This is a genomic window from Achromobacter sp. UMC71 (assembly GCF_014170305.1).
Classification (GTDB): Bacteria; Pseudomonadota; Gammaproteobacteria; order Burkholderiales; family Burkholderiaceae_B; genus Achromobacter.
Map to the genome: position 1 here is coordinate 23,701 of NZ_LZZT01000007.1, position 14,080 is coordinate 37,780.

15 protein-coding genes and 1 riboswitch are annotated in these 14,080 nt (G+C 68.2%); of the genes, 6 read left to right on the forward strand and 9 right to left on the reverse strand.

Features of this window, described 5'->3' with window-relative positions:
• Positions 1-11: 11 nt before the first annotated feature.
• Genes A9974_RS02580 through A9974_RS02590 form a run of 3 tightly spaced genes read right to left on the reverse strand, consistent with a single transcriptional unit; the run spans position 12 to position 3,084 of the window.
• Positions 12-533, reverse strand: a complete 522-nt coding sequence (locus A9974_RS02580; protein ID WP_183002594.1) for a lipocalin family protein — start codon at positions 531-533, stop codon at positions 12-14.
• Positions 534-586: 53 nt separating this feature from the next.
• Positions 587-2,158: a glutamate--cysteine ligase gene (gene gshA / locus A9974_RS02585; RefSeq protein ID WP_183002595.1), complete on the reverse strand. Its 1,572-nt coding sequence runs from the start codon at positions 2,156-2,158 to the stop codon at positions 587-589.
• 32 nt (positions 2,159-2,190) lie between these two features.
• A complete protein-coding gene (locus A9974_RS02590) occupies positions 2,191-3,084 on the reverse strand; it encodes an alpha/beta hydrolase (protein ID WP_183002596.1) in 894 nt (297 codons plus the stop codon).
• A 60-nt stretch (positions 3,085-3,144) separates the two neighbouring features.
• Here A9974_RS02590 and A9974_RS02595 point away from each other — a divergent pair, with 60 nt between their 5' ends.
• Positions 3,145-3,684: a hypothetical protein gene (locus A9974_RS02595; RefSeq protein ID WP_183002597.1), complete on the forward strand. Its 540-nt coding sequence runs from the start codon at positions 3,145-3,147 to the stop codon at positions 3,682-3,684.
• On the opposite strand, the gene A9974_RS02600 is transcribed toward A9974_RS02595, so the two are convergent.
• A complete protein-coding gene (locus A9974_RS02600) occupies positions 3,674-3,925 on the reverse strand; it encodes a helix-turn-helix domain-containing protein (protein ID WP_183002598.1) in 252 nt (83 codons plus the stop codon). The two genes, A9974_RS02595 and A9974_RS02600, sit on opposite strands and share 11 nt — an antisense overlap.
• Positions 3,926-4,046: 121 nt before the next feature.
• Here A9974_RS02600 and A9974_RS02605 point away from each other — a divergent pair, with 121 nt between their 5' ends.
• Positions 4,047-4,946 (forward strand): AEC family transporter, encoded by a 900-nt coding sequence (locus A9974_RS02605; protein WP_183002599.1) that lies wholly within the window; start codon positions 4,047-4,049, stop codon positions 4,944-4,946.
• 62 nt (positions 4,947-5,008) lie between these two features.
• On the opposite strand, the gene A9974_RS02610 is transcribed toward A9974_RS02605, so the two are convergent.
• The 5 genes from A9974_RS02610 to A9974_RS02630 form a co-directional block, all read right to left on the reverse strand.
• Positions 5,009-6,016 carry an Ldh family oxidoreductase gene (locus A9974_RS02610; protein WP_183002600.1) on the reverse strand — a complete coding sequence of 336 codons (1,008 nt, stop codon included), beginning with the start codon at positions 6,014-6,016 and terminating at the stop codon, positions 5,009-5,011.
• Positions 6,017-6,046: 30 nt separating this feature from the next.
• Positions 6,047-6,982 carry a hydroxyacid dehydrogenase gene (locus tag A9974_RS02615; RefSeq protein ID WP_183002601.1) on the reverse strand — a complete coding sequence of 312 codons (936 nt, stop codon included), beginning with the start codon at positions 6,980-6,982 and terminating at the stop codon, positions 6,047-6,049.
• A 15-nt stretch (positions 6,983-6,997) separates the two neighbouring features.
• Complete coding sequence (locus tag A9974_RS02620; protein ID WP_183002602.1) at positions 6,998-8,011, reverse strand: tripartite tricarboxylate transporter substrate binding protein; 1,014 nt, start codon at positions 8,009-8,011, stop codon at positions 6,998-7,000.
• Positions 8,012-8,206: 195 nt separating this feature from the next.
• Positions 8,207-9,382: a UxaA family hydrolase gene (locus A9974_RS02625; protein WP_183002603.1), complete on the reverse strand. Its 1,176-nt coding sequence runs from the start codon at positions 9,380-9,382 to the stop codon at positions 8,207-8,209.
• Between the two features lie 31 nt (positions 9,383-9,413).
• Positions 9,414-9,695, reverse strand: coding sequence for a UxaA family hydrolase (locus A9974_RS02630; RefSeq protein ID WP_056327564.1), 282 nt, complete (start codon positions 9,693-9,695; stop codon positions 9,414-9,416).
• Positions 9,696-9,877: 182 nt separating this feature from the next.
• Between A9974_RS02630 and A9974_RS02635 the strand changes: the two genes are divergently transcribed.
• The 4 genes from A9974_RS02635 (at position 9,878) to A9974_RS02650 (ending at position 14,025) form a co-directional block, all read left to right on the forward strand.
• The gene (locus tag A9974_RS02635; protein ID WP_183002604.1) at positions 9,878-10,633 is read left to right on the forward strand and encodes a GntR family transcriptional regulator; all 756 of its coding nucleotides are present in this window, start codon (positions 9,878-9,880) and stop codon (positions 10,631-10,633) included.
• 78 nt (positions 10,634-10,711) lie between these two features.
• A riboswitch (SAM riboswitch) is annotated at positions 10,712-10,793 on the forward strand.
• Positions 10,783-12,063, forward strand: coding sequence for a homoserine O-acetyltransferase (locus A9974_RS02640; protein ID WP_183002605.1), 1,281 nt, complete (start codon positions 10,783-10,785; stop codon positions 12,061-12,063). (Overlaps the previous riboswitch by 11 nt.)
• Positions 12,060-12,674 carry a methionine biosynthesis protein MetW gene (metW, locus tag A9974_RS02645; RefSeq protein WP_183002606.1) on the forward strand — a complete coding sequence of 205 codons (615 nt, stop codon included), beginning with the start codon at positions 12,060-12,062 and terminating at the stop codon, positions 12,672-12,674. Before A9974_RS02640 ends, metW begins: the two co-directional genes overlap by 4 nt.
• A 103-nt stretch (positions 12,675-12,777) precedes the next feature.
• Positions 12,778-14,025 carry a muropeptide transporter gene (locus A9974_RS02650; RefSeq protein ID WP_183002649.1) on the forward strand — a complete coding sequence of 416 codons (1,248 nt, stop codon included), beginning with the start codon at positions 12,778-12,780 and terminating at the stop codon, positions 14,023-14,025.
• Positions 14,026-14,080: the final 55 nt, after the last annotated feature.

A 14,080-nucleotide genomic window follows, 5' to 3' on the forward strand; every position in this document is an offset into this window, starting at 1 on the left:
GGCCCGCGTTGTCATTTCTGCGGCGTGTAGCGCAGTTCGTCCAGCTGGTAGCCTTGCGCCGTCGCGGCGGCGAGCGCGCGGTCCAGGTCTTCCTTGGGCAGTTGCGGCGAGCGCGACAGAATCCACAGGTACTTGCGGTCCGGCGTGCCGACGACGGCCCAGCGGTAATCCGGGTCCAGGCCGATCACCCAGTAATCGCCCTTGATGGGCTTGAAGAACGAGACTTCAAGCTTGGTGTTGTTGCTGCCCTCGACCACGGTGGCCGTGCCCGAGGCCGAGTCGACGTCGCCGTCTTTCGTGCGGCAGCGGTTGTTCACGCCAACCGTGCCGTCCGGGTGCAGTGTGTACTCGGCGGTGGTGTCCCCGACGCAATTGCGCTGGAAGTACATCGGAAAATTCGCGATCTCGTACCACATGCCGGCATAGCGCTTCAGGTCCACCGACTCCACGGTCTGCATGGGCGGGGGCGCGGCGTGGGAGATGCCCGCCGCGCTGGCGGCCAGGGCCAGCAGTAAGGTTGCGATGCGGCGCATGGGAAAAGCCTCCTGATCCAAAACCTGGGTGTTAACAGGCCATACGATACGCCTTATTTGCGTGGTGCCTTCAGGGCGGCCTGGTAACGCGCCACGTAGGTGTCGAAATCCACTTCGTCGGCCTGCTCGATGCGCAGTTGCTCGGCGCTGGAGTCGAGCGCGGCCTGGCGGTATTGTTCGGCCAGGCCGGCCGGCAGCGCTTGGGCGCGCAGGGCCTGCGCGTGGTCGCGGCTTTGGCGCAGCGAGTAGTCGTGGAACGATTCGCCGCTGTCGATCAGTGCGCCCAGCAGGCGCGCCGACGGCGTGGATTCGGGATGGCCCAGCTTGGCGCGCTGCACGGCCAGGCTGTCGGCGTAGGCGGTTCCGCCCAGCGCGGCGTCATAGAGCGCGGCGTAGGGCGCGATCTGGTCCAGCAGTTCCTGGCCCCAGTCCGCCAGGCCGACGGCCTGGCCGTCGCGGTCCAGTTGCAGGCCGGGCTTGCGGCCTTCCTTGACGACGGTCGAGAAATTGTCGGCGCTGCGCTGGCAGTAGCCATTGGCCGGGAAGAACGGGCTGTCGGCGGTGGCGCAGAACAGCAGGAAGGCGTCAACGAAGCGGCTGGTGTCGGCATCGATGCCCACCGGCGATTCCGGGTTGATGTCCAGGCAGCGCACTTCCACGTATTGCACGCCGCGCTCGGCCAGCGCGGTGATCGGGCGTTCGCAGCGGCCAGTGGCGCGCTTGGGGCGGATGCTGGAGTAGTACTCGTTTTCGATCTGCAGCACGTTGGTGTTCAGCTGGATCCATTCGCCGTCGCGATGCGTGCCGATCTTCTGGTAGTCGGGCCAGGGTTGCGTCACGGCGTCGTACAGGCGGCCCAGGAACGTGTCCAGGTCGTTGTAGCAGAGCTTGAGCTGCGATTGAGCCTTGTTCTGGTAGCCCAGGTCGCTCATGCGCAGGCTGGTGGCATAGGGCAGATACAGGGTGTGGTCGCCCAGGCTTTGCAACGGATGGTCATGGCCGCGCAGGAAGCCGCGGGCCAGCGCCGGCGCGGCGCCGAACAGGTACATCAGCAGCCAGGAATAGCGCGTGAAGTTGCGGATCAGGCCGATATAGCCGCGCGACCGGCGCGCCTGATCGGTGCCGGGCTGGGTGTCCAGCACCGACCACAGTTGTTCGGGCAGCGAGAAGTTGTAGTGCACGCCGGCGATGCATTGCATCGTCTTGCCGTAGCGCTCGGCCAGGCCGCGGCGGTACACGTGCTTGAGCATGCCCGTATTGGACGTGCCGTACCAGGCGATGGGGATGTCGGCTTCGGACGGCAGGGTGGCGGGCATGGACTGGTTCCAGATCAGTTCATGGTCCAGCACGCTGTAGACGTGGCGGTGGGTCGCGGTCAGCTCGGCCAGCAGGGCATCCACATTGTTGTGGGTGCCGGTGATCAGTTCGAGCAGCGATTCGGAATAATCGGTGGTGACGTGTTCGTTGGTCAGCGCCGAACCGAGGCCGGCCGGATGCGGCGTGCGGGCCAGGATGCCTTGCTCGTCGACGCGCAGGCCTTCTTTTTCGATGCCTCGCAGGGTCTGGGCCAGCAGCGGGCGGTTGGCCTCCAGGCGGGCGTAGCGGTGTGCGGCGGTATCAGTCACGGAATATTCTCGATGGGGTCTGTCGCGGGATTTTACGGGGTGCTGGCCTCCTCTGCTGAGGGAGCCAGTACTGGGGACAGGGACAATACCGCGGCGGTGCGCGCCAGCCACTCGTCCAGGTCGGCGTAGACCGGGTCGGCGATGGGGGCGGTTTCATTGAAAATCTCGTGCCAGGCGGTGTCGTACCACCGCAAAGTCAGCAATTCGGCGGGGGCGCGCTGGGCAAACTGGCGGCTGCCTTCGGCCGCGACGATGGAGTCGTCGCCCGCCACCATCAGCAGGGTGCGGCAGGACAAGAGGTGGGCTTCCCGCAGGGAATCGCGCCCGCCGTCGTCCACGAAGCGGGCCAGCCGGCCGGTCATGCTGCGGCGCACCAGCGGGTCGGACCGGTAGGCCTTGACCACCGCCCGGTCGTGCGAGATGCGCGCCGGGGCCAGCCCATGGGGGACCCGCAGGTCGGGGGCATGCAGCGACATCCAGGTCAGGGTGCGGCGCACCCACTGGGGCACGTTGACCACGAAAGGCGGCGAACTGAGCACCAGGGCGTCGAGCGGGGTCAGCTGGTGCAGCGCGATCCGCACCGCCACCAGGGCGCCCAGGCTGTGGCCCAGGAGGATGGGCGGGCGGCCGTGGGTGGCGGTCCAGGCGGCCAGGCGGGCCACGGCGTCGGTGACCAGGTCTTCCTGGCGCGCCAAGGTGGCGGGCCGCCCGCCGGAGCGGCCGTGGCCGCGGTGGTCGTGGGCGCCGACCGTCCAGCCGCGCGCGGTCAGCCAGCGCGCCAGCCGGTCATAGCGCCCGGCATGCTCGCTCAGGCCGTGCAACAGGTAGATACTGGGGGTGCCGGGGCCGGTGACCGGCGCGGGCACGTTCGGGGCGGCGGCCCAGACATAATTGGCCAAAGGCGTGCCGTCGGGCGCTGGGGTCATCGAAATCGGCGACAATTTGGGGCTTTCCTCGAAATGAAAAGACCGTGGGGTCTTCCGGTAATGACGATTTCATCGCTGTTTCGTTTCATGTTCAAGAAAGGCGGCGCGATTCTTGCGCTGGCCCTGCTGGTGGCTGCCTGCTCGCCGCGTTACAACTGGCGCGAGGTCGACGTGGCGGACGGCCGCGTGCGGGCGGCATTTCCAGACCGGGTGCAGACCGAGACCCGCCAGTTGCGGCTGGATACCCATACCCTGAGTTTTACCCTGGCCAGCGCCACGGTGGGCGAAGCCGTGTTCGCGATCGGGTCGGCCCCGCTGCCCCCGGATCTTGCGGGCGACCCGGTGGCCCGGCAGGCGCTGGGCATGGCGCTGATGCGGTCGCTGTACGTCAATATGCAGGCGCCGCCGCCCACCGAATGGCCGCCTTACGGGCAGGACATCGACGTGCAGGGCAAGGCCATGGGCAAGCCCGGCTGGCTGCGGGCGCGGGTGTGGGTCACGGACACGATGCTGATCGAGGCGGTGGCCGCGGGCACCGAGGAAAGCCTGCCCGCCGAGCGGGCGCGTGAATTCCTGAGATCGGTCGTCGTCAAGCCGTGACGGGGTGCAGCAGCCCCCGCCGGATGGCCGCCGCGACCGCGGCGCGCCGGCCCCGCACCTGCAGTTTGCGGCTGGCGTTGCGCAGATGGAAATTGACGGTGCTTTCGCTGATTTCAAGAATGCGGCCGGTTTCCCAGCTGGTCTTGCCCGCGGCCGCCCAGTGCAGGCAGGCCGATTCACGCGGCGAAAGCCGGACGGCGGCAGGTGCTGGCGGGGCGGCGGGGACGGGTTTGGCGGGCATGGCGAAGGGGGTGGGCGCAAGGTCCTGGCAACAGAAGGCCCATCCTGCCGCCTTGCCCACGCATCAGGCAAGCAATGATGCCGCCGCGCATTACTTCACTTATCTCTGACGGAATAACCGGATGCTTGCCATCGCGCAGTTCTACCTGTCGGCCATCGTGCTGATGCTGCCCCTGTTGTCGTGCGTCGGCATTGGTGTGTTCTGGGGCAAGCGCGACCTGCCGTTCGGCGGCGCCTTCATCACCACGCTGGTGACCTCGGTGACCACGCCGGCGCTGGTGTTCCACACGTTCGTCACCACTCACCTGGACGACCGCGCGCTGGCCGACGTGGCGGCCGCCACCTTGCTGGCCCTGCTGTTGTGCGCGCTGGCTTGCGCGCTGCTGCTCAAGCTGGGCCGGCTGCCGGTGCGTACGCTCCTGCCCACGGCCTTCCTGCCCAACGCCGGCAACCTGGGGCTGCCGATTTCGCAGCTGGCGTTCGGCGATGCCGGCCTGTCGGTGGCGGTGGCGTTCTTTGCCGTCAATTCCTTCGTGATGCACACCATCGCGGTGCGGCTGCTGCCGGGCGTGAACACCAAGGGCAGCTGGAAAAGTCCGATCCTGCTGGCCTCGGTGGTGGCGGTGGCCATGCGCATGCTGCACATTCCGGTGCCGGACTGGCTGATCGAGACCGCCCGCATGCTGGGCGCGGTCACGGTGCCGCTGATGCTGCTGAGCCTTGGCCACGCGTTGGCGCTGATCCCGGCCAACGGCGTCAGGGACGGCGCCAAGGTGGCGGCGATGCGCCTGGTGACCGGCCTGCTGGCGGGCTTGGCGATCGTGTGGCTGCTGGATCTGGAGCCGGTGCTGGCCGGCGCGCTGACGCTGCAGATGGCGATGCCGTGCGCGGTGGTCAGCTACATGTACGCCAAGCGCTATACGGCCATGGGCGACACGGCTGCCGGCGCGGTGCTGGTGTCGACCGTGGTGTTCTTGCTGCTGGCGCCGTTGATGCTGTGGTTCAGCCACGGCGCCTTCTAGTGTGAGCAGGCCCTAGGGGCCGCAGCCTGGAATGGGGCGGCGCCAGGCCGCCCCGGCCGGCGTCAGGCCGCGCCCGACATGGCGCGCAATTGCGTCATCAACGCTTCCGGAATTTCCACGCCGTGCTTGAGCGCTTCGTCGCGCAGCTTGCGGCGGCGTTCGCCCGGCAGGCGCACGCCGTCGTCTTCCAGCATGGCATCCACCAGCGTTTCGACGCGGTCCAGGTAGGTTTCCTTGCCAGCCAGGGCGCCTGGGTCGATGGCCATGAAGGCCTGGCCCAGGCGGGCGGGGCCGCCTTCGTCGACGAAGAACGATTCGGTCTCGAAACCGAAGTGCGAGCCGGTCAGGGCGCAGGCCAGGAGTTCGATGATCAGCGCCAGCATCGCGCCCTTGACGCCGCCCGCGGGCAGCATGCTGCCGGCCAGGCCGGCCTTGGGGTCGGTGGTGGGCTGGCCGTCGGCGTCCAGCGCCCAGCCCAGCGGGATGGGCTGGTTGTCGCGCGCCGCGATCATGAGCTTGCCACGCGCCACTTGCGACAGCGACAGGTCAATGACGATGCGGGCGCCGCCGCGCCGCGGGAACACCGCGGCGATGGGGTTGGTGCCGAACAGCGGGCGCTTGCCGCCCCAGGCCGGCATGGCGGCGGGCGAATTGCTCAGCGCCAGCGCGACCAGGCCGGCGTCGGCCAGGGCTTCCAGGTGGTAGCCGGCTTCGCCGAAATGGTGGCTGTTGGCCACGCCGATAAAGGCCACGCCGTGTTCACGGGCGCGGGCGGCGGCCTGTTCGACGGCCATGGCGCAGGCGGGGAACGCCAGGCCCGAACCCGCGTCGATCAGGGCCGCGCCGCCGCGCTCGTGCAGGATGCGCGGCACGGCGCTGCCAATGGCGCGGCCGGTGCGCAGGTGGCCGGCGTAGAACGGCACGCGCGACAGGCCGTGCGAGCTGAGGCCCTGGCTTTCGGCGAAGACCAGGGCCCGCGCCGTGCTGTCGGCCATGGCGGGGTTGGCGCCCGCGGCGGCCAGGCTGGCCGCGGCCAGGTGTTGCAGTTCGTCCAGATAGATGTGAGCCATATCCTTCCTGTCAGGGGGGCGCGCCGCGCGTCATCGGGCGCCGCCGGTAAGCGCTATTGTCACACCGGCGGCCACCATGTCGGAAACCCGGGTGTTGGCTTCCTGCGTCAGGCCGGCGATATGCGGGGTCAGGATCAGGTTGGGCGCGTCCGCCAGCGGGCCGCCGGCGGGCAGGGGCTCTTGGTCGAAGACGTCCAGCGCCGCGCCGCGCAGGTGGCCCGCGCGCAACGCCGCCGCCAGCGCGGCCTCGTCCACGATGCCGCCGCGCGAGGTGTTGATCAGGATGGCGCCCGGGCGCATGCGCTGGAGGCGGGCGGCGTCCAGCAGATGGCGGGTGTCGGCGTTCAGCGGCACATGCAACGTGACCGCGTCCGCCTGCGTCAGCACGGCGTCCAGCGGCAGGGGCGTGGCGCCCGTCTCGGTCCACGCCGGATGCGTGGCCGGCAGCGCGGCGTCGCAGCCGATGACGCGCATGCCCAGCCCTGCCGCCAACCGGGCGGTCAATTGGCCGATGCCGCCAAAGCCCACGACCCCCAGGGTGCGCCCATGCGCCTCCAGCCCTTGCGAGAGGGCTGTGCGCGGCCAGCGCCCGGCCGCGACATCCGTCGTAGAGGCATAGGCGCCGCGCAGCAGCGCCAGGAGGGTCCCGATAACGTATTCGGCCACCGCCCGCGCGTTGGCGCCGGTGGCCGGCACCACCTGGATGCCGCGCGCGGCGCAGCCGGGCAGGTCGATGTTGTCCAGCCCGACCCCCAGCCGGCCGACGGCCCGCAGCCGCGGCGCGGCGGCCAGCAACGCCGCATCCACCTGGCTGCGGTTGCGCACGATCAGGCCGTCGGCCTGGCGGGCGGCTTGCAGCAGCGCATCGCGCTGCTCCACCAGGTCGGGGGCGTAGCGCACGTCGAAGCGCTGCCGCAAAGCGTCGACGGCGGGCGCGTCCATGAATTCCGAGATCAGCACGTGCATGGGTAGCCTCCGGCCTCAGGCGATCTGGATGTTGGCATCGCGGATGATCTTGGCCCAGCGGTCGACCTCGGATCGCACATAGGCGCCGAATTCCTCCGGTCCGCGCGGCTGCGGCACGAAGCCCAGCTGTTGCAGCGCCTGCTGCATGGCGGGCTGCGATACCTGCTTGACGATCGCGGCGCCGATGCGCTGCACCAGCTCGGGCGGCAAGCCGGCGGGTCCCATGACGCCGGTGAAGTTCTCCACCACCAGGTCGGGCAGGCCGGCCTGCGCCACGGTGGGCACGTCGGGCAGGTCCGCGCTGCGTTCGCGGGTGGTGATGGCCAGGGCCCGCAGCGAACCGTTCTTTACATGCGATAGCGACTCGGGGTAGTTCGAAAAGACCACGTCCAGGTGGCCGCCGATCAGGTCCGTCAGCGATGGCGCGCCACCCTTGTATGGCACGTGCATGAGCGGCGCGCCGGTCAGCTTCTGATACAGCGCCAGCGTCAGGTGCGGCGGCGTGCCGTTGCCGCTGGAGCCAGCCGCCAGCGGTTTGGCGGCGGCCGCGCGCGCCAGGTCGTCCATGGTCTTGATGGGGCTCTTGGCGTTGACCACCACCATGATGGGCGACGAGGCCAGCCCGGCCAGCGGCGTCAGGTCGCGCGTCAGGTCGTAGCCGGCCTTGCCGGCGAACAGCGTGGCGTTGGCCGCATGCGACAGGGTGATGGCCAGCCAGGTGTAGCCGTCGGGCGCGGCGTGCGATACGTGCGCCGCGCCGATATTGGCGCTGCCGCCGGGCTTGTTTTCCACTACCACGTTCCAGCGTTCGGCATCGCCCAGCGCCTTGCCGATCTGGCGCGCGGCCACGTCGGTCAGGCCACCGGGCGGGAAGGGCACGACGTAGTTGATGGGGCGCTCCGGCCAAGCGCGCTTCTGCGCCAGCGCCTGTTGCCAGGGCGTCAGCGCACAGAGGCCGGCGGCGCCCAGGGCGCCAAGGACACGGCGCCGTTGCGCGGCGTCGATGGGGGGGTGTTGCTCGCGATTCATCTGTCTTCCTCCTTGGGGGTGGCGCCCGGGTAGGAAATGCGTACGCGCCTGTGCTGCCGTGGCGGCTTGCGCCCGGGTCTGCATGCTTTGTGCGTCGGTGCTGTGAGAGTGCTGCGGCATTGCCGGACGGCCGTTGGAAAACGGCCGTCCGGCAATGCGGAAAAGGACCGGCCGGGCTGCGCCGGCCGGGCGCCGTCAGGCGCTTTCGAAGATGCGGGTCAGCACGAATTCACGATGGCCCAGGGCCTCGGCCGCGGTCCAGCGGCCGTTGGCGGTGGCCAGCATGCACTCCAGCAGCTTGTCGCCGGCCTGGTTCAGGTCGATCTCGCGCTGCAGCAGCGCGCTGGTGTCCACGTCCACGTGTTCGGACATGGTGCGCACCGTGCGCGGATTGGCGCAGATCTTGATGACGGGCAGGATGGGGTTGCCGATGACGTTGCCCTGGCCGGTGGGGAAGAAGTGCACGGCATAGCCGGACGCCGCGCACAGCGTCACCATTTCGGCTGCCGCCGACGACGAGTCCATGAACCACAGGCCCGGGCCGTCGGGGATCTCGGCCTTGTCGATCACGCCGTCCACGCGGCAGTGCTTGCCGATCTTCTGGATGTTGCCCAGCGCCTTTTCCTCGATGGTGGTCAGGCCTCCGGCGATGTTGCCCTTGGTCGGCTGCGACTCGGACAGATCGCTGGTTTTCCAGCGGTCGATCATGGCCTGGTAGCGGTTGAACATGAACATGAAGCGCTCGCGCACGGCATCGTTGGCGCAGCGTTCGGCCACGATATGTTCGCCGCCGGTCAGTTCCGACGTTTCGCCGAACACCAGGGTCGAACCCAGCGCGTAGAGCTTGTCGAAGGCGTTGCCCACGGTGGGGTTGGCTCCGCAACCCGAGGTGGTGTCGGACTCGCCGCATTTGGTCGACACCCACAGGTCCGAGATCGGACAGGTGCTGCGCGTGAGCGCCGTGGCGTAGTGCACGAATTCCTTGGCGCAGCGCGAAGCCCGCATGATGGTGTCGTGGTCGCCGTGCAGTTCGATGCTGAAGCCCATGACCGGTTTGCCGGTGGCGGCGATGCCGTCGACCACGCGCTTGGTCCAGCCTTCCTCGATGCCGATCACCACCACCGCCGCTACGTTGGGGTTGCAGCCGGTGCCGATCAGGGTGCGAAAGTGCAGTTCCAGGTCTTCGCCGAACTGCAGCCGCCCATAGGGGTGGGGCAGGGCCAGCGTGCCCTTGATGTTGTTGGCGACGGCCTCGGCCGCGGCGTTGGAGATATCGTCCACGGGCAGCACGATGACGTGATTGCGCACGCCGACCCGGCCGTTGTCGCGGCGGTAGCCCTGGAAGGTGGTCTGAGCATTGATGACGGACATGTTGGTTTCCTTTTGGGGGGCGGGAGGCTGCTTACCAGCGCTTGGTCTTGATGTTGTGCACGTGGGCGTGCTGGCCGGCCTTGATCGGCGCCACCACGCGGCCGATGTCCACGCCGTACTTGAAGACCGTATCGCCCACGGCCATGTCCTTCATGGCGACCTTGTGGCCGATGGGGATGTCCTGCGAGGCCCGCACATGGATGATCTTGTCCTCGTCCATGATCCAGGCGTTCAGTTCTGTTCCGGCGGTCAGGCCTTCCACCACGGCGACCGCCACCGTGTCCTTGGCATCGTGCAATACGGCGTGAATCATCGTCTTCCTCTCCAGGGCTGGGCGCGCGGCCGGGTGCCGCAAGCGCTTCGGATCACAACGTCCGGCAAATCTTAAGAGCGGCTTTTCAGTGTGTCAACTAAATCATATATATGAATTGTATGACTTGAGAGAGGCCATGGCAGGCCGCTACACTGAGGGCTCCTGATTATTGCGATGCACCCATGAACACCAGCCTGTCATCGACTGTGCCCTTGGGCAGTCCCTTGTACGAACAGGTCAAGCAAGCCGTGCTTGCCGCGCTGGCGCAAGGCGAATGGAAGCAGGGCGAGGCGATACCCCCGGAAAAGCAGCTGGCCGAACGCTTCGGCGTATCGATCGGCACGTTGCGCAAGGCGATCGACGAACTGGCCGCCGAGAACATCCTGGTGCGCCATCAGGGCCGCGGCACCTACGTTGCGGTGCACACCCGCAACCACCACTTCTTCAAGTTCTTCCGCATCCTGCGGCAGGATGGCAACAAGTCGTACCCCGTCACCGAACTGCTGCGTTTTCGCCGCGTGAAGGCGTCGGCCACGGTGCGGGAAAAACTGGCCCTGCCCGCTGGCGCCTACGTGTTCGAATTCCTGAACAAGCAGTCGCTGAACGGCGACGTGGTCATGATCGACGAGATCTGCCTGCCGGAGTCGCGTTTTCCCGGCATGACCGAGGCGCATCTGAGCGAGCGCGCCAGCACCCTGTATGCGCTGTACCAGGACATGTTCGGCGTCAACGTCATCGCCACCGACGAACGCCTGCGCACCTGCCTGGCCGACCGCGCCCATGCGCGTTGGCTGGGCATGGCCGAAGGCGCGCCGCTGCTGGAGATCCGCCGGGTCGCGTTTTCGTACAACCGCCAGCCGGTGGAATGGCGCATTTCGCGCGTGAATACCGAGCACTACGAATACCTGGGGCATGAACCCTGGGAGGCGGGCGCCTGAGCCTTGTGCCGGGCCCCCTGCGGCGGCATGGGCTTGCGGACCCTGCCGCAAGCAGTGCTAGAATTCCTGCCGCACTATCCTAATTTCGGCGCCGATTTGCCTGATCCGCTTGCGGGCGCCTTCCAATAAATCCAGCTAAAGAGGTCCGTATGACCACTCCTGCCCAACATTTGGCCGGTGATTCGGCCAGCGCCACGCTTGCAGGCTTGCCTGCCGCCACGGTCGCACCCGTCACTCAGTCCGACGCCGCTGATCCCGGTTCCGTCGGCCTGGTCGCACCCGTCTATCTCCGTTTCGACGAGCCGCTGTCTCTGCTCAGCGGCCAATCGCTGGCCGCCTATGAACTGGCGGTCGAGACCTACGGCACCCTGAACGCCCAGCGCACCAACGCCGTGCTGATCTGCCACGCCCTGAACGCCTCGCACCACGTGGCGGGCCAGGCGGCCGACAGCCCCAGCGACGTGGGCTGGTGGGACAACATGGTGGGCCCCGGCAAGCCGGTGGACACCAACCTGTTCTTCGTCATCGGCGTCAACAACCTGGGCTCGTGCTTCGGCTCGACCGGCCCGGCCAGCATCAACCCCGAGACCGGCAAGCCCTGGGGGGCCGCGTTCCCGGTGCTGACGGTGGAAGACTGGGTGCAGGCGCAGGCCCGGGTCGCGGATCACTTCGGCATCGAACGTTTCGCGGCCGTCATGGGCGGTTCGCTGGGCGGCATGCAGGCGCTCAGTTGGGCCATTACCTTGCCCGAGCGCGTGGCCAATTGCGTGGTGATCGCCAGCACGCCGCGCCTGTCGGCGCAGAACATCGGCTTTAACGAAGTGGCGCGGCGCGCCATCATCACCGACCCGGATTTCCACGGCGGCGACTACTACGCGCAAGACACCGTGCCGCGCCGCGGCCTGTCGGTGGCGCGCATGATCGGCCACATTACCTACCTGTCCGACGACGACATGGCCGAGAAATTCGGCCGCGCCCAGCGCGAGCCGGCAGCGGACGGCGCCTACCACTACGGCTATGGCGTCGAGTTCGAGGTCGAGTCCTATCTGCGTTACCAGGGCGAAAAGTTCACGCGCTACTTCGACGCCAACACCTACCTGCTGATCACCCGCGCGCTGGATTACTTCGACCCCGCCCGCAAGACCGGCGGCGACCTGGCGCGTGCGCTGGCGCCGGCCAAGTCCGACTTCCTGCTGGTGTCGTTCAGCACCGATTGGCGCTTTCCGCCGGAACGCTCGCGCGAGATCGTGCGGGCCCTGCTGAAGAACGCCAGCCCCGTCACCTACGCCGAAATCGACGCGCCGCACGGGCACGACGCCTTCCTCCTGGACGACGCGCGCTACCATGCCGTGGTTCGCGGCTATTACGAGCGCATCGCCCGCGAGCTGGGCCTTGCCGACGCCGCTCAGACCGAAGGACGCTCCGCATGAATCCTGTCACTCCCCGGCCCGCCATCCACGCGCTGCGGCCCGACCTGGCCCGCATCGCCAGCTGGATCGAGCCCGGCAGCCGCGTGCTGGACCTGGGCTGTGGCGACGGCGCGCTGCTGGCGCATCTGCGCGACCAGCGCCAGGTGCGCGGCGCGGGCGTGGAACTGGACGACACCTGCGTCATCGCCTGCGTGAAGCGCGGCGTGGAAGTCATCCAGCAGAACCTGGAAGACGGCCTGGCGCTGTTCGACGACAAGCAGTTCGATACCGTGGTGCTGTCGCAGACGCTGCAGTCCATGCACCGCACCGAGCACATTCTGCGCGAAATGGCGCGGGTGGCGCGCCACGGCGTGGTGTCGTTTCCCAATTTCGGCTACTGGCCGCACGGCTGGGCAATCCTGCGGGGCCGCATGCCGGTGACGGGCCAGATGCCCTACCAGTGGTACAACACGCCCAACATCCACCTGTGCACGCTGCGCGACTTCGAACAGCTGGCCGACGAGCTGGGCCTGCGCATCCTGGAACGCGCGACCTTCAACGAAGGGCGCGAGATCAAGACCTTCCCCAGCTGGCGCAGCACCCTGGCGGTGTATCGCTTCGCTTCGCCCTGACAATCTGCAACGCGGGCTGACGGCCCGGACGATCCGCGCCTAAAATGCCGCAAGCCTGCGGCGCGCACCCCTGCGCCGCGCCGGCCCGTTCCAGGAGACCGTCATTACCGCTGTATCCAACGTCTACACCAGCCCCCGCGTTGCGCCCCTGCTGGTCCTGGGGTTCGCCAGTGGATTGCCGCTGGCCCTGACCAGCGGCACCCTGCAGGCCTGGGCCACCGTGGCGGGCGTGCCGCTGCAGCAGATCGGTTTCCTGACCCTGGTAGGCACCGCCTACACCCTGAAATTCCTGTGGGCCCCGCTGGTGGACCGCTACGTGCCGCCCTTGCTGGGCCGGCGCCGCGGCTGGATGCTGGTCACGCAGATCCTGCTGGGCCTGGCCATCATGGTCATGGGCACGCTGTCGCCGTCATCGGCCTTGCAGACGCTGGCGCTGCTGGCGGTGCTGGTGGCTTTCCTTTCCGCCACGCAGGACATTGCTTTCGATGCCTATTGCACCGACGTGCTGCGCAAGGAAGAGCGCGGCGCCGGGGCGGCCATCAAGGTCATGGGCTACCGGCTGGCCATGATTGTCTCGGGTGGCCTGGCGCTGATCCTGGCCGACAAGTGGATCGGCTGGGGCAATACCTATGTGGTGATGGGCGGCCTGATGCTGCTGTGCGCGCTGGCCACCTTGTGGGCGCCTGAACCCGAACGCCTGACGCAGCCTCCGCGCAGCCTCGGCGAGGCCGTGGCGGCGCCGCTGCGCGAATTCTTCACCCGCCGCGGCGCCTTGCTGGTGCTGCTGCTGATCGTGCTGTACAAGCTGGGCGACGCCTTTGCCGGGGCGCTGTCCACTACCTTCCTGATCCGCGGCGCGGGCTATACGCCCACCGAGGTCGGCGCCGTGAACAAGGTCATGGGCATGGCGGCCACCATCGTCGGCGCGCTGGCCGGGGGCTTCATCATGTCGCGCTGGACCCTGTACCGGTCGCTGATGGTGTTCGGCGTGCTGCAGGCGGTGTCCAACCTGGGCTATTGGCTCATTGCCGTCAGCCCCAAGAGCATCTGGCTGATGGGCAGCGCCGTCGGCCTGGAAAACCTGTGCGGGGGACTGGGCACGGCGTCGTTCGTCGGCCTGCTGATGGCGTTGTGCCGCCAGCGCTTCTCGGCCACGCAGTTCGCATTGCTGTCCGCGCTGTCGGCCGTGGGCCGCACCTATCTGGCCGGACCGCTGACGCCACCGCTGGTCGAACACCTGGGCTGGCCCGGGTTCTTCCTGGTGACGGTCGTCATTGCGCTGCCCGGCCTGGTGCTGTTGTGGCTGCTGCGCAGCCGCATCGAGGCCATGATGCAGGACGGCGATAGCTGAGGCCGTGGGGCCGGCGGCAAGCCCCTTCCCCTTGACCGGCCCGGCCCCGCCAGCC

Coding starts and splice junctions, on each gene's coding strand:
- A9974_RS02625 (WP_183002603.1), bottom strand. CDS start 9,382: ATGTCCGTCATCAATGCTCAGACCACCTTCCAGGGCTACCGCCGCGAC.
- metW (WP_183002606.1), top strand. CDS start 12,060: ATGAATCCTGTCACTCCCCGGCCCGCCATCCACGCGCTGCGGCCCGAC.
- A9974_RS02580 (WP_183002594.1), bottom strand. CDS start 533: ATGCGCCGCATCGCAACCTTACTGCTGGCCCTGGCCGCCAGCGCGGCG.
- A9974_RS02620 (WP_183002602.1), bottom strand. CDS start 8,011: ATGAATCGCGAGCAACACCCCCCCATCGACGCCGCGCAACGGCGCCGT.
- A9974_RS02615 (WP_183002601.1), bottom strand. CDS start 6,982: ATGCACGTGCTGATCTCGGAATTCATGGACGCGCCCGCCGTCGACGCT.
- A9974_RS02595 (WP_183002597.1), top strand. CDS start 3,145: ATGACGATTTCATCGCTGTTTCGTTTCATGTTCAAGAAAGGCGGCGCG.
- A9974_RS02605 (WP_183002599.1), top strand. CDS start 4,047: ATGCTTGCCATCGCGCAGTTCTACCTGTCGGCCATCGTGCTGATGCTG.
- A9974_RS02630 (WP_056327564.1), bottom strand. CDS start 9,695: ATGATTCACGCCGTATTGCACGATGCCAAGGACACGGTGGCGGTCGCC.
- A9974_RS02590 (WP_183002596.1), bottom strand. CDS start 3,084: ATGACCCCAGCGCCCGACGGCACGCCTTTGGCCAATTATGTCTGGGCC.
- A9974_RS02635 (WP_183002604.1), top strand. CDS start 9,878: ATGAACACCAGCCTGTCATCGACTGTGCCCTTGGGCAGTCCCTTGTAC.
- A9974_RS02610 (WP_183002600.1), bottom strand. CDS start 6,016: ATGGCTCACATCTATCTGGACGAACTGCAACACCTGGCCGCGGCCAGC.
- A9974_RS02640 (WP_183002605.1), top strand. CDS start 10,783: ATGACCACTCCTGCCCAACATTTGGCCGGTGATTCGGCCAGCGCCACG.
- A9974_RS02600 (WP_183002598.1), bottom strand. CDS start 3,925: ATGCCCGCCAAACCCGTCCCCGCCGCCCCGCCAGCACCTGCCGCCGTC.